This window comes from Streptococcus infantis (genome assembly GCF_000963255.1).
Classification (GTDB): Bacteria; Bacillota; Bacilli; order Lactobacillales; family Streptococcaceae; genus Streptococcus; species Streptococcus nidrosiense.
In genome coordinates, this window is sequence record NZ_JYOV01000009.1 from 69,999 (window position 1) to 91,108 (window position 21,110).

Below are 21,110 nucleotides of genomic sequence, written 5' to 3' on the forward strand. Positions count from 1 at the left end.
GTGGTATAATCAGTTAGAATGTTAAAAAAAAGGAGCAAAACCAAATGAAACGTATTGCTGTTTTGACTAGTGGTGGAGACGCCCCTGGTATGAATGCTGCCATCCGTGCAGTTGTTCGTCAAGCAATCTCAGAAGGAATGGAAGTTTTTGGTATCTATGATGGATACGCTGGTATGGTTGCTGGTGAGATTTATCCACTTGATGCTGCTTCAGTAGGAGACATCATTTCACGTGGTGGTACTTTCCTTCACTCTGCTCGTTATCCTGAGTTTGCAAAACTCGAAGGTCAACTTAAAGGGATTGAGCAGTTGAAAAAACACGGTATCGAAGGTGTCGTGGTTATCGGTGGTGACGGTTCTTATCACGGAGCTATGCGCTTGACTGAGCATGGATTCCCTGCTATCGGACTTCCAGGAACAATCGATAACGATATCGTAGGTACTGATTTCACAATCGGATTTGATACTGCAGTTACAACTGCAATGGATGCCATCGATAAGATTCGTGATACCTCATCAAGTCACCGTCGTACTTTCGTAGTTGAAGTTATGGGACGTAATGCTGGAGATATTGCTCTTTGGGCTGGTATTGCCACTGGTGCTGATGAAATTATCATCCCTGAAGAAGGCTTCAAGATGGAAGACATCGTAGCAAGTATCAAAGCTGGATATGAACACGGTAAGAAACACAACATTATCGTTTTGGCAGAAGGTGTTATGTCAGCGGCTGAATTTGGTCAAAAGCTAAAAGAAGCTGGAGATACAAGCGACCTTCGTGTAACTGAACTTGGTCATATCCAACGTGGTGGATCTCCAACTGCTCGTGACCGTGTATTGGCGTCACGCATGGGTGCACATGCTGTTAAACTTCTTAAACAAGGAATCGGTGGTGTCGCTGTTGGTATTCGCAATGAGAAAATGGTTGAAAATCCAATTCTTGGAACTGCAGAAGAAGGAGCTTTGTTTAGCCTAACAGCTGATGGTAAGATTGTTGTTAACAACCCTCATAAAGCTGACCTTGAACTTTCTGCTTTGAACAAGAGCTTGTCATAATCAACTTTAACTAAACTGGTAAAATGACCATAAAAGGTCGAATTATATAAAGGAGTCACAAAATCATGAACAAACGTGTAAAAATCGTTGCAACTTTGGGTCCTGCGGTAGAAATCCGTGGTGGTAAAAAATTTGGTGATGACGGATACTGGGGTGAAAAACTTGACGTTGAAGCTTCAGCTAAAAACATTGCTCAATTGATTGAAGCAGGAGCTAACACTTTCCGTTTCAACTTCTCACACGGTGACCACCAAGAACAAGGTGACCGTATGGCAACTGTTAAACTTGCAGAAAAACTTGCAGGTAAAAAAGTTGGTTTCCTTCTTGACACTAAAGGACCAGAAATCCGTACTGAATTGTTTGAAGGTGAAGCTAAAGAGTACTCATACAAAACTGGTGAAAAAATCCGTGTTGCAACTAAACAAGGAATCAAATCAACTCGTGAAGTGATTGCTTTGAACGTTGCTGGAGCTCTTGACATCTATGATGACGTTGAAGTTGGTCGCCAAGTATTGGTTGACGATGGTAAACTTGGTCTTCGTGTTGTAGAAAAAGACGATGCAACTCGTGAATTTGTCGTTGAAGTTGAAAACGATGGTGTAATCGCTAAACAAAAAGGTGTAAACATCCCTAACACTAAAATTCCTTTCCCAGCTCTTGCTGAACGTGATAACGCTGATATCCGCTTCGGTTTGGAACAAGGTATCAACTTCATCGCGATCTCATTCGTACGTACTGCAAAAGACGTGAATGAAGTTCGTGCAATCTGTGAAGAAACTGGTAACGGTCACGTTCAATTGTTCGCTAAAATCGAAAACCAACAAGGTATCGATAACTTGGATGAAATCATTGAAGCTGCTGACGGTATCATGATCGCTCGTGGTGACATGGGTATCGAAGTACCATTTGAAATGGTTCCAGTTTACCAAAAAATGATTATTACTAAAGTGAACGCTGCTGGTAAAGTTGTTATCACTGCAACAAACATGCTTGAAACAATGACTGAAAAACCACGTGCAACTCGTTCAGAAGTATCAGACGTATTTAACGCTGTTATCGATGGAACTGATGCTACAATGCTTTCAGGTGAGTCTGCAAACGGTAAATACCCACTTGAGTCAGTAACAACAATGGCTACAATTGACAAGAACGCACAAACTCTTCTTAACGAATACGGACGTTTGAACTCAGATACTTTCGAACGTAACTCTAAGACAGAAGTTATGGCTTCAGCTGTTAAAGACGCTACTAACTCAATGGACATTAAATTGGTTGTAACTCTTACTAAGACTGGTCACACAGCACGTTTGATCTCTAAATATCGTCCAAATGCTGATATCTTGGCATTGACATTTGACGAATTGACAGAACGTGGATTGATGTTGAACTGGGGTGTTATCCCAATGTTGACAGAAGCTCCATCATCAACTGATGACATGTTTGAAATTGCAGAACGTAAAGCAGTTGAAGCAGGTCTTGTACAATCTGGTGACGATATCGTTATCGTTGCAGGTGTGCCAGTTGGAGAAGCAGTTCGTACTAACACAATGCGTATCCGCACTGTACGTTAATCTAATATTAAAAAACCTATCATATCAAGCTTTATAGCTTGTGTGATAGGTCTTTTTTTGTGACGAGGGGCAAAATATATCATTTTCCTTTCAATGCTAAGGTATATAATACAGTTTGCCCTGTAACTTTTGCTGTAATTATAGATAGCAATGGTCATCTTAGTATCTTTTTGTCTAAATCTAGCTAGGATTTTTTGGATAATAAGTCTATAAGTGTTTGATTGTTGCTTGAGCTTATTGCTATTTGGACAGAAAGGATTGCTAAAAGATAGGAGTTAATAGTGTTTAGGAAAATAAAAAAAGCTCTCTGGAAAAACCAGAAAGCCTGAGAGGCATCTCCATGTGAGAAATTGGTTCACACAATTTCTCAAGGTCCGCTCCTGCGTTATGACCTCCTTTGCTCAATAGTAGCTCTCGCTACATATCGACTCATCGCAAGTTTTATTTTACTATAAGGACAATAAAATGTCAATAAAAAAAGTTCCTATACCAAGGAACTGATGAACAATGCTAATTGCCGGGATCGAACCGGCGACCTCATCCTTACCATGGATGCGCTCTGCCTACTGAGCTAAATCAGCTTACTTAAAAAGTATACTATAGAATCAAATCTTTGTCAATAAAATGTTTTATTTAAAAGTAATCAGATGTCAGTCAAACTAAAATGGCTTAAGAGAATATCCCTCAGCCATTTTATTCTAACCTAATTGATTTTGTTTTTTTCTGGATTCCAGATAAAACTTGCGATAAAGCTAAAGATGATGGTAATAATCGCAACTAAGACAGCAAGAATCAGTGCTGGTATGCGAATAAACCACCACAAAGGATTTGGTTTTTTGTTATCGTGCCATTGTTTTGTTTCCTCATCCAGACGTTGGAATTCTGATTGGATACGTTCAGCAACCATCTCAATTCCTTCATCATTCATCTTCTTAATGTCTGAGATATCGATAGGATTTCCGAAGTTCATATCGACACGTTCGCGACTGATGAGTCCTTTTAAGGTCATTGGACCAGTGTAAGTAACTGGCATGATGCGAACCTTGGCCATTTTAGCAATCAGAGCTACACCCCCTTTGACATCGTTAGAATGACGACTACCACTTGGAAACATGATGAGAGATCGGTCGCTCTTTTTAAGGACATTGATAGGATATTTGATAGCCGAAGCGCTAGGATTCTCCCGATCAATAGGAAAGGCACCACACATACGGATCCACCAACCAAAGATTCGATTAGAGAACAGTTCCTTTTTAGCCATAAAAACAAACTGTTTCGGTTTGGTCGCAAATGCCATGTAGACAGGATCCCACCAAGTACGATGGGGAGCAACTAGGATATAGTTTTCATCTTGACTCGGAATTTTATCCGTATTATGATAATGAGCATTACCGTTGATAGACCAAAGAATCAACATAACCAGCCCACGAAGATAAGTATAAAACATGGTGTCTCCTTCAATTTTCTTTCTTTTATTATACCTTATCGTTGTAGGACAAGCAAATGTTTTTTTGTTTAGGCGGAATTGCTCTTCATATGAAATTAGAATTATTTTTTAAAAAATGATATGATAGAGATTATGGATAAAAATAAAATTATAGGCTTAAGCCAATCAGAAGTTAAAGAACGTCAGAAACAGGGACAGGTCAATGATTTCAAAGCATCAGCTAGTACCAGTACTTGGCAGATTGTAAAACGAAATGTCTTTACTCTCTTCAATGCTTTAAACTTTGCTATTGCATTAGCGCTCGCTTTTGTTCAAGCCTGGAGCAACCTGGTTTTCTTTGCGGTTATCTGCTTTAATGCTTTTTCAGGAATTGTAACCGAGCTACGTGCCAAACATATGGTAGATAAACTCAATCTCTTGAATAAAGAAAAGATTACGACTATCCGTGATGGACAAGAGATTGCTTTAGACCCTGAAGAGCTTGTTTTGGATGATGTGATTCGCTTGTCTGCAGGGGATCAAATTCCAAGTGATGCGATTGTATTAGAAGGCTTTGCAGAAGTCAATGAAGCCATGTTAACGGGCGAGAGCGACTTGGTGCAAAAAGAAGTAGAAGACTTAATGCTGTCCGGTAGTTTTCTTGCCAGTGGTTCTGTCCTCGCTCAGGTTCATCATGTAGGAGCAGATAACTATGCAGCCAAACTCATGCTTGAAGCTAAGACAGTTAAACCGATCAACTCACGTATCATGAAATCGCTAGACCAGCTAGCAGGCTTTACGGGTAAAATCATTATCCCATTTGGTATAGCTCTATTGCTTGAAGCTTTGGTCTTAAAAGGTTTACCACTGAAGTCTTCTGTTGTTAATTCATCTACAGCTCTTTTGGGAATGTTGCCTAAGGGGATTGCCCTCTTGACCATTACCTCTCTTTTAACCGCTGTAATCAAGCTTGGTTTGAAAAAGGTCTTGGTGCAGGAGATGTACTCTGTTGAAACCCTAGCACGCGTGGATATGCTCTGCTTGGATAAGACAGGTACCATCACCCAAGGGAAGATGCAGGTTGAGACTGTTCTTCCTCTGACCCAGGCTTATGACAAGGATGCTATTGTCGACATACTAACCAGCTATATGGCAAACAGCGAGGATAAAAATCCTACAGCTCAAGCTATCCGTCAACGTTTTCAAGGTCAAGTAGCTTATCCGATGATTTCTAGTCTTCCATTTTCAAGCGATCGTAAATGGGGAGCAATGGAGTTGGAAGGTCTAGGAACTGTTTTCCTAGGCGCACCGGAGATGTTGTTGGATGCTGAAGTTCCTGAGGCTAGAGAAGCTCTCGAACGAGGATCTCGTGTCTTAGTTCTGGCCCTCAGTCAAGAAAAACTTGATCACCACAAGCCACAAAATCCATCTGATATTCAAGCCTTGGCTTTGCTTGAAATTCTAGATCCAATCCGAGAAGGGGCAGCTGAAACTCTAGACTATCTTCGTTCTCAGGAAGTGGGGCTGAAAATTATCTCTGGTGATAATCCAGTTACCGTTTCAAGTATTGCTCAAAAAGCTGGTTTTGCAGATTACCACAGCTATGTAGATTGTTCGAAGATCACGGACGAGGAATTGATTGCTATGGCTGAGGAGACAGCGATTTTCGGACGTGTCTCTCCTCATCAAAAGAAACTGATCATCAAAACGTTGAAAAAAGCAGGTCATACTACAGCTATGACAGGTGATGGTGTCAACGATATCCTAGCCCTCCGTGAGGCAGACTGTTCCATCGTTATGGCTGAAGGAGATCCAGCGACTCGTCAGATTGCAAATCTGGTCCTCTTGAACTCAGACTTTAATGATGTCCCTGAGATTCTCTTTGAAGGTCGTCGTGTGGTCAATAACATTGCCCACATTGCTCCAATTTTCTTGATTAAGACAATCTATTCTTTCTTGTTAGCAGTTATCTGTATTGCAAGTGCATTGTTGGGACGTAGTGAATGGATTTTGATTTTCCCATTCATCCCGATTCAGATTACCATGATTGACCAGTTTGTGGAAGGATTCCCACCGTTCGTATTGACCTTTGAGCGAAATATTAAACCAGTCGAACAAAACTTCCTCAGAAAATCCATGCTCCGTGCACTACCAAGTGCCTTGATGGTAGTCTTTAGTGTTCTCTTTGTTAAAATTTTTGGAACAAGTCAAGGTTGGTCAGCCATTGAAATTTCGACACTTCAGTATTATCTACTAGCCTCAATTGGCTTCTTATCAGTAGTTAGAGCTTGCTTGCCATTTAGTCTATGGCGTGTTCTCTTGATTATTTGGTCAGTTGGTGGCTTCCTTGGAACTGCTCTATTTCCAAGAATCCAAAAACTACTTGAAATTTCAACACTGACAGAACAAACATTACCTGTCTATGGCATCATGATGGTCATCTTTGCTATCATTTTCATCCTGACAAGTCGTTATCAAACTAGAAAATAAAGAAAGGCTGCAATCCATGATTGCGGTCTTTTTAGGAGCAGGATTGCCAGATAAAATATGGTATAATAAAGGGAAATAGAGTTTTTGAAAGTGAGAGAAGATGATTTCAAAGAGATTAGAAACGGTGGCTTCTTTTGTTCCCCAAGGAGCCGTTTTGCTAGATGTAGGAAGCGACCATGCTTATTTACCGATTGAACTAGTTGAAAAAGGTCACATTGAGCGTGCCATTGCAGGAGAGGTTGTAGAAGGTCCCTATCAATCTGCAGTAAAAAATGTTGAAAGTCACGGATTAGCTGAGAAAATCCAGGTTCGTTTAGCCAATGGTTTAGCAGCATTTGAAGAAAGTGACCAGGTTTCTGTCATCACTATTGCAGGAATGGGTGGTCGCTTGATTGCTACGATTTTGGAAGACGGATTAGACAAACTTGCTACTGTTGAGCGTTTGATTCTTCAACCCAATAATCGAGAAGATGAGTTGCGTTCTTGGTTACAAGAGCATGGTTTTCAAATCATAGCAGAAAGTATTCTAGAAGAAGCTGGGAAATTCTACGAGATCATAGTTGCAGAAGTTGGCGAAATGAATCTATCAGCAACTGATGTCCGCTTTGGCCCATTCTTGTCCAAAGAAGTCAGTCCAGTCTTCATCCAAAAATGGCAAAAAGAAGCTGCTAAGCTTGAGTTTGCCCTTAGTCAAATTCCAGAAAAAAATCAAGAAGAACGTCAGGTTCTAGTAGATAAAATTCAAGCCATTAAGGAGGTGCTCCATGAAAGCAAGTGAAGTGATTAAGCGTTATGAAGCCTATTGCCCACAAGAATTTTCTATGGAAGGTGATAGTCGTGGTTTGCAAATTGGCACCCTAGACAAGGAAATTCAAAAGGTCATGGTTGCCCTTGATATCCGTGAAGAGACAGTCGCTGAAGCTATTGATAGGGGTGTTGATTTGATTATCGTTAAGCACGCGCCTATCTTTCGTCCGATTAAGGACTTGGTAGCTAGCCGTCCTCAAAATCAGATTTACATCAATCTCATCAAGCACGATATTGCAGTCTATGTTAGCCATACTAATATTGACATTGTTGAGAATGGATTAAATGACTGGTTCTGCCAACTGTTAGATATTAAAGATACAACCTATATACAGGAAACAGGTCCTGAACGTGGGATTGGGCGTATTGGAACGATTAGACCTCAAACATTTAAGGAATTTGCAGATCATGTTAAGGAAGTCTTTGATCTAGATAGCCTTCGTATGGTGTATTATCAAGAGACTGATTTGCAAAAGACCATTTCAAGAGTGGCTATTTGTGGCGGCAGTGGGCAGTCTTTCTACTCTGATGCTTTAGAAAAAGGAGCAGATCTTTATATCACTGGTGATATTTATTATCATACTGCCCAAGATATGTTGTCAGATGATTTATTAGCTTTGGATCCAGGACACTATATCGAAGTGCTTTTTGTGGAAAGAATTGCAGCGCTCTTGAACGAATGGAAGGAAGAGAATGCTTGGTCGCTAGAAGTAGTCGCAAGTCAGGCTTCTACCAATCCATTCCATCATATCTAGTTAGAAGGTAAAGACAATGAAAAAAGTTGCCATTGTAGGAGCAGGAATTGTAGGGGCAACAGCTGCCTACTATCTCTCTAAGGAAGCAGATGTCGAAGTAACTGTCTTTGATCATGGGTACGGACAAGCTACCAAGGCAGCGGCAGGAATCATCAGTCCTTGGTTCTCTAAACGACGTAATAAAGCTTGGTACAAGATGGCTCGCCTAGGAGCAGACTTTTATGTAGATTTATTAGCTGATTTAGAAAAAACTGGTCAAAAGGTTGATTTCTACCAGCGCTCAGGAGTCTTACTTCTCAAAAAAGATGATTCCAAGCTCGAGGAACTCTATGACTTAGCCTTGCAACGTAGAGATGAATCTCCCTTAATCGGCGAATTAGCCATTTTGGACCAAGCTGCTGCAAGCAGTCTATTCCCTGGATTAGTGGGATTTGAAAGATTACTCTATGCTTCTGGTGGCGCTCGAGTAGACGGACAACTCCTAGTCAGTCGTTTACTGGAAGCCAGTCAAGTGAAGGTCGTAAAGCAAGAGGTCAGTCTAAAACCCTTAGCATCGGGTTATCAAATAGACAATCAAAAGTTTGACCAAGTTATCTTGTCCACAGGAGCTTGGCTTGGACACATTTTGGAGCCTTTAGGCTATGAGGTGGATGTTCGCCCTCAAAAAGGTCAACTTAGAGATTACCAAGTGAAACAAGACATGGCAAGCTATTCTGTAGTTATGCCTGAAGGGGAGTGGGATTTGATTCCATTTCCAGGTGGGAAGTTGTCTCTAGGAGCTACTCATGAAAATGATATGGGATTTGACCTAACAGTTGATGAAAATTTGCTCCAACAAATGGCTGAGGCGGCGAGTCCATTTTATCCAGCCCTGGTTGAGGCAATTTTATCTGGAGAACGTGTGGGGATTCGTGCTTATACAAGTGATTTCTCTCCATTTTTCGGACAGGTTCCAAACTTATCAGGAGTCTATACAGCAAGTGGTCTAGGATCTTCAGGATTAACGACTGGTCCTATTATCGGTTATCATCTAGCTCAAATGCTTCAAGGGAGAAGTGGTGTATTAGATCCAGCAGATTATCCGACTGAAAGATACATTAAAAAGAAACAATAGTAAATCTTTTACTTAGATTTTACGATAGTGTTAGGAAAGTAAATGACTTTCCCTATCAAAAATGGTAAAATGAAAAAAATAATCCAAGAATTGAGGAAATAAAATGCAAGAAAAAATTCTGGTAACAGGTGGAGCAGGTTTTATCGGAACTCACACTGTCATTGAACTAGTTCAAGCTGGACACCAAGTAGTTGTCGTGGATAATTTGGTCAATAGTAGTCGTAAAAGTCTTGAAGTAGTCGAAAGAATCACAGGCGTAGAAATTCCTTTCTACGAAGCAGATATTCGTGATACAGATACACTTCGTGATATTTTCAAACATGAAGAACCAACAGGTGTGATTCATTTTGCTGGTTTGAAAGCTGTAGGGGAATCTACACGTATCCCACTAGCCTACTATGATAACAATATCGCTGGAACTGTCAGTCTCTTGAAAGTTATGGAAGAGACTAACTGTAAGAATATCATCTTCAGCTCTTCAGCAACTGTTTATGGAGATCCTCATACAGTCCCAATCTTAGAAGATTTCCCTCTTTCAGCTACTAACCCTTATGGTCGTACCAAGCTAATGCTTGAAGAAATCTTGACAGATATCTATAAAGCCGATTCAGAATGGAACGTTGTGTTGCTTCGTTATTTCAACCCAATTGGAGCACATAAGAGCGGTGATTTGGGTGAAAATCCAAACGGTATTCCAAATAACCTTCTTCCATATGTGACACAAGTCGCAGTTGGTAAGTTGGAACAAGTTCAAGTATTTGGGGATGACTACGATACTGAAGATGGAACAGGTGTACGTGACTATATCCACGTTGTTGACCTAGCAAAAGGACATGTTGCAGCCCTTAAGAAGCTTCAAAAAGGTTCAGGTCTAAACATATACAACCTTGGTACAGGAAAAGGTTACTCTGTGCTTGAAATTATCCAAAATATGGAAAAAGCAGTCGGACGTCCTATTCCATACCGTATTGTTGAACGTCGCCCGGGTGATATCGCAGCTTGCTACTCAGATCCAGCAAAGGCTAAGGAAGAGCTAGGATGGGAAGCAGAACTTGGTATTACAGAGATGTGTGAAGACGCATGGCGTTGGCAAAGCAAGCATCCAAATGGATTTGAAGACTAAGATGATGATTTCAATCATAGTCCCATGCTTAAACGAAGAGGAAGTACTTCCTCTTTTTTATCAAACTCTTGAAGCACTGATCCCAGATTTGGGAACAGAAATCGAATACATTTTTGTAGATGATGGTTCGACTGATAAGACTTTGGATCTTTTAAAGGTTTATCGAGAGAAAAATCCTGCAGTACATTATATCTCTTTCTCGCGTAATTTTGGGAAGGAAGCAGCCTTATATGCAGGTTTACAACAAGCTAGAGGAGATTTGGTGGTAGTTATGGATGCAGACCTTCAGGATCCACCAAGACTCTTGCTTGAGATGAAGGAACTACTAGATCAGAATCCGGATTTGGACTGCGTTGGAACACGCAGAACCAGTCGAGAAGGAGAACCTTTTTTACGTAGTTTCTGCGCCGATCTTTTTTATCGTTTTATGCAAAAAATTAGCCCAGTAGCTCTTCCATCGGGTGTTCGTGATTTTCGGATGATGAGAAGATCAGTTGTGGATGCAGTGTTAGAATTGACAGAATACAATCGCTTTTCCAAAGGACTCTTTGCCTGGGTTGGTTTCCGTACTCACTATTTAGAATACCCTAATGTTGAAAGGCAGGCAGGTAAGACAAGTTGGAGTTTTAGACAACTCTTTTTCTACTCTATTGAAGGGATTGTGAATTTTTCAGATTTTCCTTTGATATTAGCTTTTGTTGCTGGTCTTTCGTCGTGTTTTCTGGCTTTAGTGATGACATTGTTTGTAGTTGTCCGTACTCTCGTACTGGGCAATCCAACTTCTGGTTGGACCTCTCTGATGGCTGTCATTCTATTTCTTGGTGGTGTCCAATTATTGACGATTGGGATTCTCGGAAAATATATCAGTAAAATTTATATGGAAACGAAAAAAAGACCCCTCTATCTGATAAAAGAACAGAGTGAGTCATGATAAGATTTACTAAAAATAAGTCCTTCAAAAGACTATAATTTTCTGGAAAAATATGCTAAACTAGAGGAAGTGGGATTTGGAAATCGAATCGCCACTGATGACAAATTAATCTTTGATGAGCGCGCGAGTGGGACACTGTTTCACAGCTTCCAGTAGCTCTTCACTAGCTGGGATGTCTCTCTCTAGTAGATTAGGATCATCATAGAAACGCACAATACCATTATCATGGTAATCAAATAAATCAGAATAGGTTTGGCATAGCCCACAGGCAATGCATCGTTCAGGTATAAGTGTGATTTTCATATTTATATTGTAATAAGAAATTAGAAAAAAAACAAGGAGTAAGGTATGGAAAAGGAACCATGGCAAGAAGATATTTACGATATCGAGGAAAGTCGTTCGGAACGCAGAAGCAGAGGAAATAAGGAATCAGGAGTAGGAGCTAATCGTATTTTAACGATTTTGGCTTGTATTTTCTTTGTTATCGTTGTCGGAATGATTGCTATTCTAATCTACCTGTCATCTGGTGGAAGTGATCGTACGGCAGCCTTGAAAGATTTTCATGATTCTTCTGCGCCTAAGGTAGAGGAAGTATCTTCAACATCTTCAAGTAGTTCAGTTGAAGCATCAAGTTCTGAAGCAGAATCAACTTCTTCAAGTAGTTCAGAGAAACATACAAATGCTGAAGGAACCATTACTGTCCTTGCAGGTGAAGGTGAGGCAGCTATTGCAGCTAGAGCAGGCATTTCTATTGCTCAACTTGAAGCCTTGAACCCTGGTCATATGTCTTCAGGTACTTGGTTTGCAAATCCTGGTGATGTCCTTAAGACAAGATAGGAGTTAGAATGAAAACAATTCAGATTGCCATTGATGGACCAGCATCCAGTGGGAAGAGTACAGTAGCTAAGATTATCGCTAAGGACTTTGGATATACCTACTTGGATACAGGTGCCATGTATCGTGCTGCGACTTACATCGCTTTGAACAACCAAGTAAGTCCAGAAGAGTCTTCTCGACTTCTTGAATTATTGGAACAATATCCGATTAGCTTTGGTCGTGCTGAAACAGGAGAACAGCTTGTTTTTGTTGGAGACGTTGATGTTACCAATCCAATCCGTGAAAATGAAGTAACCAATGCTGTATCTGCTTTTGCAGCCATTCCAGCTATTCGTGAAAAATTGGTAGCCCTTCAGCAAGAAATTGCCCAACAAGGCGGAATCGTCATGGATGGTCGAGATATTGGTACAGTGGTCTTGCCTAAGGCTGAATTGAAGATTTTTCTTGTTGCTTCAGTGGATGAACGTGCAGAACGACGTTATAAGGAAAATCTTTCAAAGGGAATCGAAACAGATTTGGAAACTTTGAAAGAAGAGATTGCTGCGCGTGATTATAAAGATAGTCATCGTGAAACTTCTCCTCTTAAGCAGGCAGATGATGCAATCTATCTGGACACGACAGGACTAAGTATTTTAGAAGTTGTCGAAAAAATTAAATCAGAAGCAGTCAAACATTTTTAATTGAAATTTTAACCGATTTACCACGATAGTGGTGAGTCGGTTTTTTAGCAATTTGTCAAATTTTTAATTTTAAGGTATAATAGTCTTTGTTAACGAAAATTTGACAATCAAACCATCATGAAAATAGAAGGAGATAAAATGAACAATCTACCAAATTGCCCAAAATGTAATTCAGAATATGTCTATGAAGATGGAGCCTTACTAGTCTGCCCAGAGTGTGCTTATGAATGGAATCCTGCTGAGCAAGCTGAGGTTGAAGAAGGCCTTGTTGCTATCGACGCTAATGGAAATAAATTGGCTGACGGTGATACAGTAACCTTGATCAAAGACCTTAAGGTAAAAGGTGCTCCAAAAGACCTTAAGCAAGGGACACGTGTTAAAAATATCCGTATTGTTGAAGGTGACCACAACATCGATTGTAAGATTGATGGATTTGGTGCTATGAAATTAAAATCAGAATTTGTTAAAAAGATCTAATCATGACTGCTTGGAATAAAATAATTTTTTTCAGTCGCTCTTTCATGTTTTTAGCAGCATTTACAGGCGTCTATCTGGAAATTACCAAACGTGGTGGTTTAGGGATGTTGCTTTACTATACAGTCCTTTCCAACCTCTTGGTGATGATTTTTACGGGTTATCTTTTATGGAAGATGAGACGTGAGGGTGACCATTGGCAAAGTTCAAGTCTTTTGCGACTCAAGGGTGGTATCACCATGAGTATCATGATTACCTGTGTCATCTATCATTTCATGTTGGCTCCCTTGACAAAAGATTTTTACCGTTTGGAAAACTTCCTTTGCCATTATATCGTACCCCTCTGGTTTCTAGTTGATACCATCATTTTTGATAAGAGTCGTCAATATAAGTGGTTTGATCCTATTGTATGGACAGTTTTACCACTGCTCTATATGGGATTTGCAATCTTAAACGGCTTTGTTCTAAAGATGGACGTTCCTAACGCTAAGGATAGTCCCTTCCCTTATTTCTTCTTGAATGCCAATAAATATGGTTGGGGATTTGTCTTTAGATGGGCAGCCATTATCTTTGTTGCCTATATGGTTTCAGGATATCTGTTTTATCTTGTGAAAAGTATTAAAAAAACTAAGAAATAAAAGTACCCCTATGTGGGTGCTTTTTTTGTGATAGAAATAATTGTACCCGGACAAATTGATTTATTTTATCTTGTCCTCGAGTCATTAATATCTTAAAATAAACATGTAGCTACCAATACAACTATTGAGGAAGAGAAAATGACTGAAAATCGTTATGAATTAAATAAAAATTTGGCACAGATGCTTAAAGGTGGCGTCATCATGGATGTTCAAAATCCTGAACAAGCAAGAATTGCAGAGGCTGCAGGTGCAGCAGCGGTTATGGCCTTGGAGCGAATCCCAGCGGATATTCGTGCAGCTGGTGGTGTCTCTCGCATGAGCGACCCAAAGATGATCAAGGAAATCCAAGAAGCAGTCAGTATTCCAGTTATGGCCAAGGTTCGAATTGGGCATTTTGTTGAAGCACAGATTTTGGAAGCCATCGAGATTGACTATATCGATGAAAGTGAGGTGTTATCTCCAGCTGACGATCGTTTCCATGTGGATAAGAAAGAATTCCAAGTTCCTTTTGTTTGCGGTGCAAAAGATCTAGGAGAAGCCTTGCGTCGTATCGCTGAAGGAGCTTCAATGATTCGAACAAAAGGGGAACCTGGAACAGGAGATATCGTTCAGGCAGTCCGCCATATGCGCATGATGAATCAAGAAATTCGTCGCATCCAAAATCTCCGTGAAGATGAACTCTATGTCGCAGCAAAAGAACTCCAAGTTCCGGTAGAATTAGTTCAATACGTCCACGAACATGGGAAATTACCAGTTGTCAACTTTGCAGCTGGAGGAGTTGCAACACCAGCAGATGCTGCTCTCATGATGCAGCTAGGTGCAGAAGGTGTCTTTGTTGGTTCAGGAATTTTCAAGTCAGGTGATCCTGTCAAACGTGCAGCAGCTATTGTTAAGGCTGTTACGAATTATCAAAATCCTCAAATTCTAGCTCAAATCTCAGAAGATTTGGGAGAAGCCATGGTTGGTATCAATGAGAATGAAATCCAAATTCTCATGGCTGAGCGAGGAAAATAGATGAAAATTGGAATATTGGCCTTGCAAGGCGCCTTTGTAGAGCATGAGAAAGTCCTTGCCAAACTAGGAGTAGAAAGTATTGAACTGCGAAATCTAGAAGATTTTCAGCAGCATCAGAGTACTCTGTCAGGATTGATTTTACCTGGCGGTGAGTCAACAGCTATGGGAAAACTCCTACGTGACCAGCAGATGCTACTTCCTCTAAGAGAAGCTATTCTCAATGGCTTACCAGTCTTTGGAACTTGTGCCGGTTTGATTTTGCTAGCGAGTCAAATCACTTCTCAAGAGGAAAGTCATCTGGCGACTATGGATATAGTAGTTGAGCGCAATGCCTATGGACGTCAGCTAGGAAGCTTTTATACCGAAGCAGAATGTAAGGGTGTTGGCAAAATTCCCATGACCTTTATCCGTGGACCTATTATTAGTGAAGTTGGTAAGGGTGTTGATGTTCTGGCAGTAGTGAATCATCAAATCGTTGCAGCTCAAGAAAATAATATGCTAGTGACTTCCTTTCATCCTGAATTGACAAATGATCTTCGCTTGCATCAATACTTTATCAACATGTGCAAATAAAAATAGGTCGGGATTTTCCCGGCCTATTTTTACATGTAATAAACAATGGCAATGTATTGGAGAGCAGAAGCTGCTAGGATGAAGAGATGCCAGATCATGTGGAAGTATGGTTTCTTCTTAGCGTAAAATCCAGCACCAACTGTATAGCAAAGACCACCTGATACCATAAGAGTCCAAAAGATTGGATTTGTTTGACTGATGATTGCTGGTAGGATAGCCACAACTAACCAACCCATGATTAAGTAGAGAATTAGACTAAATTTTTCATTGACTTTTTTGGCAAAGATTTTATAAAGAATACCAAAAATAGTTGTTCCCCACTGGATAGCAATAATCAGGTAACCAAACCAGTTATTCATCAAGGTCAAAACGACAGGAGTATAAGAACCTGCAATCGCAACATAAATCATGGAATGGTCGATAATGCGCAAGACATACTTATGAGTGGAACCATAAGCCATAGAATGATAGATGGTCGATGAAAGGAACATGAGAAAGAGGCTAATAACGAAAATCGACACACCAATCGATGATAAAAATCCATGAGCTTCATAACTATATGTCGATGAGATAGGGAGCAAAATCAGCATGATAAGTGCCCCTACAGCATGGGTGACACTGTTTGCTATTTCTTCTCCAAAACTAAGGCGTTTACTGAGTTTAAAACTAGTATTCATTTGTTTCCTCCTCTTCATTTTCTGTATAGACTAGTGCTAGTGTTTGATGATAAAGTTTGACCGTTTGACAGCTTGCTTGAATGATTGGATTAGCTGGGTCTAGGTCTTCATTCATATAGTCCACAAAAGCATTGTAAAGTTCTTGTGAGTTAGTCTCTGTGTGTAGGGTGTTTAGGGTTTGAGCAATTTCCTGGATTGAAAAAACAGACTTGAGCGTTGTGATAGCAATCAATCGGGCGATTTGTTTGCGTTGGTATTTTTTCTTTTCAGGTTTGGTGATATAGCCGTGTTTGACATAGTTGTTCACCATTGATGCAGTTAAACCTTTCTCTTTAGCAAGAGAAATAGGGGAACAAACTTTATTTACATAAAGTAGGACCTGATCCAAATAGAGATCAATGTTTGGAATTTCGTCCCATTCTGGGTAGGAAAAAGTAGATTTCATTTCCAACTCCTGTTTATCTAGTTTTGATAACTAGATTATAAAATAATAGAAATAAAAAGTCAAGTTTTAACTGCTTGTAGAAAGCCTTAAATTATGCTATGATGAGAGAAACTAGTCAGAAAAGAGGAGATAAGATGGAAATTCGTTTAGCCTTTCCAAACGAAGTAGATGCAATTATGCAGGTGATCGAGGAAGCTAAAAAAAGCTTGGCGGAAGCTGGTAGCACCCAATGGCAAAATGGTTACCCAAATGCCGACACGATTATCGAAGATATTATCTCAGGTCAGGCTTATGTAGCCCTGGAAGAAGGAGAACTCTTAGCTTATGCAGCAGTAACCAAGAGTCCAGAAAAAGCCTATGAAGCCATTTATGATGGAAGCTGGGAAGGAAGAGAGTCAGAGTATCTAGTTTTTCACCGTATTGCTGTCGCTAGTGATGTCCAAGGGCAAGGTGTTGCGCAGACCTTCTTGGAAGGCTTGATTGAAGGCTTTGATTACCTAGATTTTCGTTCAGATACACATGATAAAAACAAGGCCATGCAACATATCTTTGAAAAGCTTGGTTTTAAACAGGTCGGTAAAGTTCCAGTAGATGGGGAACGTTTGGCCTATCAAAAATTAAAATCAAATGCCTAAGCAGTATGCAAAGATGCTGTACAGTTCTCCAATTGGCATCATATCTCTGGTAGCTGATGATCACTATCTGTATGGGATATGGGTTGAAGCACAGAGTTATTTTGAGAGAGGCTTGTCGGTAGGTAATCTAGTTGAGGTGGAAAATCATCCAATCTTAAGTCAAATTGCTAGCTATTTAGATGCTTATTTTAAAGGACAAAATCAAAATTTGTCTCAGTTACCTTTGGCTCCTGTTGGTAGTGACTTTGAAAAAAGAGTCTGGAACTACTTGCGGGAAATTCCTTTTGGTCAGACTGTTACTTATGGACAAATAGCTAAGGACTTGCAAGTAGCTTCTGCACAAGCAATCGGAGGAGCAGTAGGACGCAATCCCTGGTCTATTCTTGTCCCTTGTCACCGCGTACTCGGTGCTGGTAATCGTCTAACAGGCTATGCTTCAGGAATTGACAAGAAGGCTTGGCTCTTAAAGCATGAAGGTGCAGCATTTCAAGAAAATAAGGAATAGAAAGAAAAAAATGTTAGAATTTATCGAATACCCAAAATGTACAACTTGTAAGAAAGCGAAAAAGGAATTAGATCAACTCGGGCTAGATTATAAAGATGTTCATATTGTAGAAGAAACTCCAAGTGAAAAGGTCATTTTAAACTGGATCGAAACTTCAGGATTTGAGTTGAAGCAATTTTTCAATACCAGTGGAATTAAATACCGTGAACTGGGCTTAAAAGATAAGGTTGGGACTTTATCCAATAAAGAAGCAGCCAAACTCTTGGCCAGTGATGGTATGTTATTAAAACGTCCAATATTAGTGGAGAATGGTGTTGTTAAACAAATCGGCTATCGTAAAACCTACGATAACTTGGATTTGAAATAGTTTTTTTCTATCTCCTTGATAGGTAAAATATATAACCTCACACTTTTAAAGTATGATAAACTAGTAGGTAGACAAAGTCTCTTCTGCACGTAGCAAATATTTTAAATCTAGGCAGAAGTATGATAGAATGATTCATTATCAGGAGAGGATGTTTCTATGAATGTTACAACACTTTTAGCATCAGATTGGTACCAAAACTTGATGCAGTATATTCCAGACGGTAAACTGTTTAGTTTTCGTTCTGTCTTTGATGGGATTCCAAGAATTGTACAACAATTGCCAACAACATTGATGTTGACAGTATTTGGTGCTTTTTTTGGTATCATCTTGGCCTTGGTTTTTGCTATTGTAAAAATTAATCGCGTTAGAATTCTTTATCCATTACAAGCATTTTTTGTTAGTTTCTTAAAAGGGACACCAATCCTAGTGCAGCTGATGTTGACTTACTATGGAATTCCTCTAGCATTAAAAGCGTTGAATCAACAATGGGGGACTGCTTTTAATATCAATGCGATTCCGGCAGCAGCTTTTGCTATTGTAGCTTTTGCTTTTAACGAAGCAGCTTACGCTAGTGAAACTATCCGTGCTGCTATTCTTTCTGTCAATCCTGGAGAGATTGAAGCCGCTCGTAGTCTTGGGATGACACGTGCTCAAGTCTATCGTCGTGTGATTATTCCAAATGCAGCGGTAGTAGCGACTCCAACCTTGATTAACTCCCTAATCGGTTTGACTAAGGGTACTTCCCTAGCCTTTAGTGCAGGTGTTGTAGAAGTCTTTGCACAAGCTCAGATTTTGGGTGGTGCCGACTACCGTTACTTCGAACGTTTCATCTCAGTTGCCCTTGTATACTGGGTGGTAAATATCGCTATTGAAAATCTTGGTCGCTTCATTGAGAGAAAAATGGCCATCGAAGCACCAGATAATGTGAAAACAGATGTGAAAGGAGACCTTCGCTAATGATTAAGATTTCAAATTTAAGCAAATCCTTTTCAGGTCAAACCGTCTTGGATCATCTGAATTTAGATATTCAAAAAGGGGAAGTAGTTGCTTTGATTGGTTCATCTGGAGCAGGAAAATCTACCTTTCTTCGTAGCCTAAATTATCTGGAAACACCTGATAGTGGAAGTATTCAGATTGATGACTTTAAAGTCGACTTTTCTCAAATTACTCAAGATGAAATCTTGACTCTTCGACGCAAGTTGTCTATGGTATTCCAACAGTTCAACTTATTTGAACGTAGAACAGCCTTAGATAATGTCAAGGAAGGTTTGGTAGTTGTTAAAAAACTTTCCGACGAAGAAGCAACTAAGATTGCCAAAGAAGAGTTGGCTAAGGTTGGTCTTTCTGATCGTCAACAGCACTATCCTCGCCACTTATCAGGTGGACAAAAACAACGGGTAGCTTTGGCGCGTGCTTTAGCCATGAAGCCAGCAATCTTGCTCTTGGATGAACCTACTTCAGCTCTTGATCCAGAATTAGTTGGTGAGGTAGAACGATCTATTGCTAATGCTGCCAAATCAGGTCAAACTATGATTTTGGTTAGTCACGATATGTCCTTTGTTTCTCAGGTAGCTGATAAGGTTTTGTTCTTGGATAAAGGAAAGATTATTGAGTCTGGAACACCAGATGAGATTATCAATCATCCTAAAGAAGAACGAACAAAAGAATTCTTTGCTAGTTACAAACGGACCTATATTTGATATAATAGAAGATAAGAAAGACTCAGTTGGCTAGGCTAACTGGGTTTGCTCTTTAAAATTAATAGAAATGAGAGAGAGCATGCTAGTTCAGCTATTTGCTTTGTATTTAGAGAGTTTAGTGTTGACAATTCTACTGGTCTTGATTATTTTGGGACTCTGGATTGGACTTAGAGCTCTGTCGGGGGTTGACAAAACTGCTAAAGCACGTCAAGCCCATCTCTACGATATGATTATGATTGGAGTTTTAACCATTCCAGTATTGTCATTTGCAACCATGAGCATCTTGTTGGTTCTCAAGGCTTAATAGTTGTAAAATGGGATTTAATTCGTTAGAATAAAAATAGTTACAACAAGAAAGAAGGAAAGAGAATGTACGATACGATTATTATCGGTGCAGGTCCTGCTGGGATGACTGCAGCCTTGTATGCGGCACGCAGTAATCTGAAAGTGGCTTTGATTGAAGGGGGCCTTCCAGGAGGTCAGATGAATAATACTTCTGACATTGAAAACTATCCAGGTTATGCTAATATCAGTGGCCCAGAATTAGCAGAAAAGATGTTTGAACCTCTTGAAAATCTAGGTGTTGAACATCTCTATGGCTTCGTTGAAAATGTTGAGGATCATGGCGAATTCAAAAAAGTCGTAACAGACGACCAAGTTTATGAAACTCGCACAGTTATCGTAGCGACTGGTTCCAAACACCGTCTCTTGGGAGTTCCAGGTGAAGAAGAACTCAATAGCCGTGGTGTTTCTTACTGTGCGGTTTGTGATGGAGCCTTTTTCCGCGACCAAGATTTGTTGGTCGTAGGTGGAGGTGACTCCGCGGTTGAAGAGGCTATCTTCTTAACACGATTTGCAAAATCTGTTACCATTGTTCACCGTCGGGATGAACTACGTGCCCAAAAGGTCTTGCAAGATCGTGCTTTTGCCAATGAAAAAATCAACTTCATTTGGGATTCGGTTGTCAAAGAAATCAAGGGTGAAAACCGTGTTGAGTCGGTTGCCATTGAAAATGTTAAAACAGGACAAGTGACAGAACAAGCCTTTGGTGGTGTCTTCATCTATGTTGGTTTAGACCCTGTTAGTGACTTTGTCCAAGAGTTGCAGATTCGAGACCAAGCAGGTTGGATTGTGACAGATGACCACATGAAGACAAGTGTTGCAGGTATTTTTGCTGTTGGTGATGTTCGTCAAAAAGACCTTCGTCAAGTCACAACTGCAGTTGGAGATGGCGCTATTGCAGGTCAAGAAGCTTATAAATATATTACTGAACATAGTTAAAAAGGCGGTGGGACA

The 21,110-nt window shown here is 40.1% G+C and carries 25 protein-coding genes and 1 tRNA gene; 21 read left to right on the forward strand and 5 right to left on the reverse strand.

Features of this window, described 5'->3' with window-relative positions:
- Positions 1-44: 44 nt before the first annotated feature.
- Complete coding sequence (pfkA, locus tag TZ96_RS03475) at positions 45-1,052, forward strand: 6-phosphofructokinase (protein WP_000820873.1); 1,008 nt, start codon at positions 45-47, stop codon at positions 1,050-1,052.
- Between the two features lie 65 nt (positions 1,053-1,117).
- Positions 1,118-2,623: a pyruvate kinase gene (gene pyk / locus TZ96_RS03480; protein ID WP_045762900.1), complete on the forward strand. Its 1,506-nt coding sequence runs from the start codon at positions 1,118-1,120 to the stop codon at positions 2,621-2,623.
- 508 nt (positions 2,624-3,131) lie between these two features.
- Here the strand turns inward: pyk and TZ96_RS03485 are convergent.
- Positions 3,132-3,204, reverse strand: a tRNA-Thr gene (locus TZ96_RS03485).
- Positions 3,205-3,326: 122 nt separating this feature from the next.
- On the reverse strand, positions 3,327-4,070 hold the full coding sequence (locus tag TZ96_RS03490; RefSeq protein ID WP_045762901.1) for a lysophospholipid acyltransferase family protein: 744 nt from the start codon (positions 4,068-4,070) through the stop codon (positions 3,327-3,329).
- Positions 4,071-4,202: 132 nt separating this feature from the next.
- On the opposite strand from TZ96_RS03490, the gene TZ96_RS03495 reads away from it, so the two are divergent.
- The 6 genes from TZ96_RS03495 to TZ96_RS03520 all read left to right on the forward strand — a co-directional run bounded on the left by TZ96_RS03495 (position 4,203) and on the right by TZ96_RS03520 (position 11,269).
- Positions 4,203-6,539: a cation-translocating P-type ATPase gene (locus tag TZ96_RS03495; RefSeq protein WP_045762902.1), complete on the forward strand. Its 2,337-nt coding sequence runs from the start codon at positions 4,203-4,205 to the stop codon at positions 6,537-6,539.
- Positions 6,540-6,639: 100 nt separating this feature from the next.
- A complete protein-coding gene (locus tag TZ96_RS03500) occupies positions 6,640-7,317 on the forward strand; it encodes a tRNA (adenine(22)-N(1))-methyltransferase (protein WP_045762903.1) in 678 nt (225 codons plus the stop codon).
- The gene (locus TZ96_RS03505; RefSeq protein ID WP_045762904.1) at positions 7,304-8,101 is read left to right on the forward strand and encodes a Nif3-like dinuclear metal center hexameric protein; all 798 of its coding nucleotides are present in this window, start codon (positions 7,304-7,306) and stop codon (positions 8,099-8,101) included. The genes TZ96_RS03500 and TZ96_RS03505 overlap by 14 nt, the downstream gene beginning before the upstream one ends.
- A gap of 16 nt (positions 8,102-8,117) precedes the next feature.
- Positions 8,118-9,215, forward strand: coding sequence for an NAD(P)/FAD-dependent oxidoreductase (locus TZ96_RS03510; protein ID WP_045762905.1), 1,098 nt, complete (start codon positions 8,118-8,120; stop codon positions 9,213-9,215).
- Between the two features lie 103 nt (positions 9,216-9,318).
- Positions 9,319-10,338, forward strand: a complete 1,020-nt coding sequence (galE, locus tag TZ96_RS03515; RefSeq protein ID WP_045762906.1) for a UDP-glucose 4-epimerase GalE — start codon at positions 9,319-9,321, stop codon at positions 10,336-10,338.
- The gene (locus TZ96_RS03520; protein ID WP_075230459.1) at positions 10,322-11,269 is read left to right on the forward strand and encodes a glycosyltransferase family 2 protein; all 948 of its coding nucleotides are present in this window, start codon (positions 10,322-10,324) and stop codon (positions 11,267-11,269) included. Before galE ends, TZ96_RS03520 begins: the two co-directional genes overlap by 17 nt.
- Before the next feature lie 105 nt (positions 11,270-11,374).
- Here TZ96_RS03520 and TZ96_RS10120 read toward each other — a convergent pair whose 3' ends face one another.
- Positions 11,375-11,572: a ferredoxin gene (locus TZ96_RS10120; protein WP_075230460.1), complete on the reverse strand. Its 198-nt coding sequence runs from the start codon at positions 11,570-11,572 to the stop codon at positions 11,375-11,377.
- Between the two features lie 45 nt (positions 11,573-11,617).
- On the opposite strand from TZ96_RS10120, the gene TZ96_RS03525 reads away from it, so the two are divergent.
- The 6 genes from TZ96_RS03525 (at position 11,618) to pdxT (ending at position 15,485) form a co-directional block, all read left to right on the forward strand.
- Complete coding sequence (locus tag TZ96_RS03525) at positions 11,618-12,106, forward strand: SAG1386/EF1546 family surface-associated protein (RefSeq protein ID WP_045762907.1); 489 nt, start codon at positions 11,618-11,620, stop codon at positions 12,104-12,106.
- Between the two features lie 8 nt (positions 12,107-12,114).
- Positions 12,115-12,786, forward strand: coding sequence for a (d)CMP kinase (gene cmk, locus TZ96_RS03530; protein WP_045762908.1), 672 nt, complete (start codon positions 12,115-12,117; stop codon positions 12,784-12,786).
- A gap of 138 nt (positions 12,787-12,924) precedes the next feature.
- Positions 12,925-13,263, forward strand: a complete 339-nt coding sequence (locus TZ96_RS03535) for a zinc ribbon domain-containing protein YjdM (protein ID WP_045762909.1) — start codon at positions 12,925-12,927, stop codon at positions 13,261-13,263.
- Between the two features lie 2 nt (positions 13,264-13,265).
- Positions 13,266-13,898: a Pr6Pr family membrane protein gene (locus TZ96_RS03540; protein WP_045762910.1), complete on the forward strand. Its 633-nt coding sequence runs from the start codon at positions 13,266-13,268 to the stop codon at positions 13,896-13,898.
- Positions 13,899-14,036: 138 nt separating this feature from the next.
- On the forward strand, positions 14,037-14,912 hold the full coding sequence (pdxS, locus tag TZ96_RS03545) for a pyridoxal 5'-phosphate synthase lyase subunit PdxS (RefSeq protein WP_006153788.1): 876 nt from the start codon (positions 14,037-14,039) through the stop codon (positions 14,910-14,912).
- A complete protein-coding gene (gene pdxT / locus TZ96_RS03550; RefSeq protein WP_045762911.1) occupies positions 14,913-15,485 on the forward strand; it encodes a pyridoxal 5'-phosphate synthase glutaminase subunit PdxT in 573 nt (190 codons plus the stop codon).
- A gap of 29 nt (positions 15,486-15,514) precedes the next feature.
- Here pdxT and trhA read toward each other — a convergent pair whose 3' ends face one another.
- Complete coding sequence (trhA, locus tag TZ96_RS03555) at positions 15,515-16,162, reverse strand: PAQR family membrane homeostasis protein TrhA (RefSeq protein WP_001097751.1); 648 nt, start codon at positions 16,160-16,162, stop codon at positions 15,515-15,517.
- Positions 16,152-16,607: a DUF1836 domain-containing protein gene (locus TZ96_RS03560; protein WP_045762912.1), complete on the reverse strand. Its 456-nt coding sequence runs from the start codon at positions 16,605-16,607 to the stop codon at positions 16,152-16,154. The genes trhA and TZ96_RS03560 overlap by 11 nt, the downstream gene beginning before the upstream one ends.
- A gap of 134 nt (positions 16,608-16,741) precedes the next feature.
- Here TZ96_RS03560 and TZ96_RS03565 point away from each other — a divergent pair, with 134 nt between their 5' ends.
- The 7 genes from TZ96_RS03565 (at position 16,742) to trxB (ending at position 21,095) form a co-directional block, all read left to right on the forward strand.
- Positions 16,742-17,242, forward strand: coding sequence for a GNAT family N-acetyltransferase (locus TZ96_RS03565; RefSeq protein WP_045762913.1), 501 nt, complete (start codon positions 16,742-16,744; stop codon positions 17,240-17,242).
- 13 nt (positions 17,243-17,255) lie between these two features.
- The gene (locus TZ96_RS03570) at positions 17,256-17,747 is read left to right on the forward strand and encodes a methylated-DNA--[protein]-cysteine S-methyltransferase (protein ID WP_198921489.1); all 492 of its coding nucleotides are present in this window, start codon (positions 17,256-17,258) and stop codon (positions 17,745-17,747) included.
- A gap of 10 nt (positions 17,748-17,757) precedes the next feature.
- Positions 17,758-18,114: a Spx/MgsR family RNA polymerase-binding regulatory protein gene (locus tag TZ96_RS03575; RefSeq protein WP_045762915.1), complete on the forward strand. Its 357-nt coding sequence runs from the start codon at positions 17,758-17,760 to the stop codon at positions 18,112-18,114.
- Between the two features lie 156 nt (positions 18,115-18,270).
- Positions 18,271-19,071: an amino acid ABC transporter permease gene (locus TZ96_RS03580; protein WP_045762916.1), complete on the forward strand. Its 801-nt coding sequence runs from the start codon at positions 18,271-18,273 to the stop codon at positions 19,069-19,071.
- The gene (locus TZ96_RS03585) at positions 19,071-19,814 is read left to right on the forward strand and encodes an amino acid ABC transporter ATP-binding protein (protein ID WP_045762917.1); all 744 of its coding nucleotides are present in this window, start codon (positions 19,071-19,073) and stop codon (positions 19,812-19,814) included. The genes TZ96_RS03580 and TZ96_RS03585 overlap by 1 nt, the downstream gene beginning before the upstream one ends.
- Before the next feature lie 79 nt (positions 19,815-19,893).
- Entirely contained in the window at positions 19,894-20,118 is a 225-nt protein-coding gene (locus tag TZ96_RS03590) for a DUF4059 family protein (RefSeq protein WP_000960970.1), read from the forward strand.
- A gap of 65 nt (positions 20,119-20,183) precedes the next feature.
- Complete coding sequence (trxB, locus tag TZ96_RS03595; protein ID WP_045762918.1) at positions 20,184-21,095, forward strand: thioredoxin-disulfide reductase; 912 nt, start codon at positions 20,184-20,186, stop codon at positions 21,093-21,095.
- Positions 21,096-21,110: the final 15 nt, after the last annotated feature.

Bases quoted from the DNA above. Each gene is read 5' to 3' on its own strand.
- TZ96_RS03560 (WP_045762912.1), bottom strand. From the start codon at position 16,607: ATGAAATCTACTTTTTCCTACCCAGAATGGGACGAAATTCCAAACATT.
- TZ96_RS03490 (WP_045762901.1), bottom strand. From the start codon at position 4,070: ATGTTTTATACTTATCTTCGTGGGCTGGTTATGTTGATTCTTTGGTCT.
- TZ96_RS03570 (WP_198921489.1), top strand. From the start codon at position 17,256: ATGCTGTACAGTTCTCCAATTGGCATCATATCTCTGGTAGCTGATGAT.
- TZ96_RS03575 (WP_045762915.1), top strand. From the start codon at position 17,758: ATGTTAGAATTTATCGAATACCCAAAATGTACAACTTGTAAGAAAGCG.
- pdxT (WP_045762911.1), top strand. From the start codon at position 14,913: ATGAAAATTGGAATATTGGCCTTGCAAGGCGCCTTTGTAGAGCATGAG.
- trxB (WP_045762918.1), top strand. From the start codon at position 20,184: ATGTACGATACGATTATTATCGGTGCAGGTCCTGCTGGGATGACTGCA.
- TZ96_RS03500 (WP_045762903.1), top strand. From the start codon at position 6,640: ATGATTTCAAAGAGATTAGAAACGGTGGCTTCTTTTGTTCCCCAAGGA.
- TZ96_RS03590 (WP_000960970.1), top strand. From the start codon at position 19,894: ATGCTAGTTCAGCTATTTGCTTTGTATTTAGAGAGTTTAGTGTTGACA.
- TZ96_RS03495 (WP_045762902.1), top strand. From the start codon at position 4,203: ATGGATAAAAATAAAATTATAGGCTTAAGCCAATCAGAAGTTAAAGAA.
- TZ96_RS03565 (WP_045762913.1), top strand. From the start codon at position 16,742: ATGGAAATTCGTTTAGCCTTTCCAAACGAAGTAGATGCAATTATGCAG.
- trhA (WP_001097751.1), bottom strand. From the start codon at position 16,162: ATGAATACTAGTTTTAAACTCAGTAAACGCCTTAGTTTTGGAGAAGAA.
- TZ96_RS10120 (WP_075230460.1), bottom strand. From the start codon at position 11,572: ATGAAAATCACACTTATACCTGAACGATGCATTGCCTGTGGGCTATGC.
- cmk (WP_045762908.1), top strand. From the start codon at position 12,115: ATGAAAACAATTCAGATTGCCATTGATGGACCAGCATCCAGTGGGAAG.
- TZ96_RS03525 (WP_045762907.1), top strand. From the start codon at position 11,618: ATGGAAAAGGAACCATGGCAAGAAGATATTTACGATATCGAGGAAAGT.
- pdxS (WP_006153788.1), top strand. From the start codon at position 14,037: ATGACTGAAAATCGTTATGAATTAAATAAAAATTTGGCACAGATGCTT.
- TZ96_RS03540 (WP_045762910.1), top strand. From the start codon at position 13,266: ATGACTGCTTGGAATAAAATAATTTTTTTCAGTCGCTCTTTCATGTTT.
- TZ96_RS03505 (WP_045762904.1), top strand. From the start codon at position 7,304: ATGAAAGCAAGTGAAGTGATTAAGCGTTATGAAGCCTATTGCCCACAA.
- TZ96_RS03585 (WP_045762917.1), top strand. From the start codon at position 19,071: ATGATTAAGATTTCAAATTTAAGCAAATCCTTTTCAGGTCAAACCGTC.
- TZ96_RS03580 (WP_045762916.1), top strand. From the start codon at position 18,271: ATGAATGTTACAACACTTTTAGCATCAGATTGGTACCAAAACTTGATG.
- TZ96_RS03535 (WP_045762909.1), top strand. From the start codon at position 12,925: ATGAACAATCTACCAAATTGCCCAAAATGTAATTCAGAATATGTCTAT.
- pyk (WP_045762900.1), top strand. From the start codon at position 1,118: ATGAACAAACGTGTAAAAATCGTTGCAACTTTGGGTCCTGCGGTAGAA.
- TZ96_RS03520 (WP_075230459.1), top strand. From the start codon at position 10,322: ATGGATTTGAAGACTAAGATGATGATTTCAATCATAGTCCCATGCTTA.
- galE (WP_045762906.1), top strand. From the start codon at position 9,319: ATGCAAGAAAAAATTCTGGTAACAGGTGGAGCAGGTTTTATCGGAACT.
- pfkA (WP_000820873.1), top strand. From the start codon at position 45: ATGAAACGTATTGCTGTTTTGACTAGTGGTGGAGACGCCCCTGGTATG.
- TZ96_RS03510 (WP_045762905.1), top strand. From the start codon at position 8,118: ATGAAAAAAGTTGCCATTGTAGGAGCAGGAATTGTAGGGGCAACAGCT.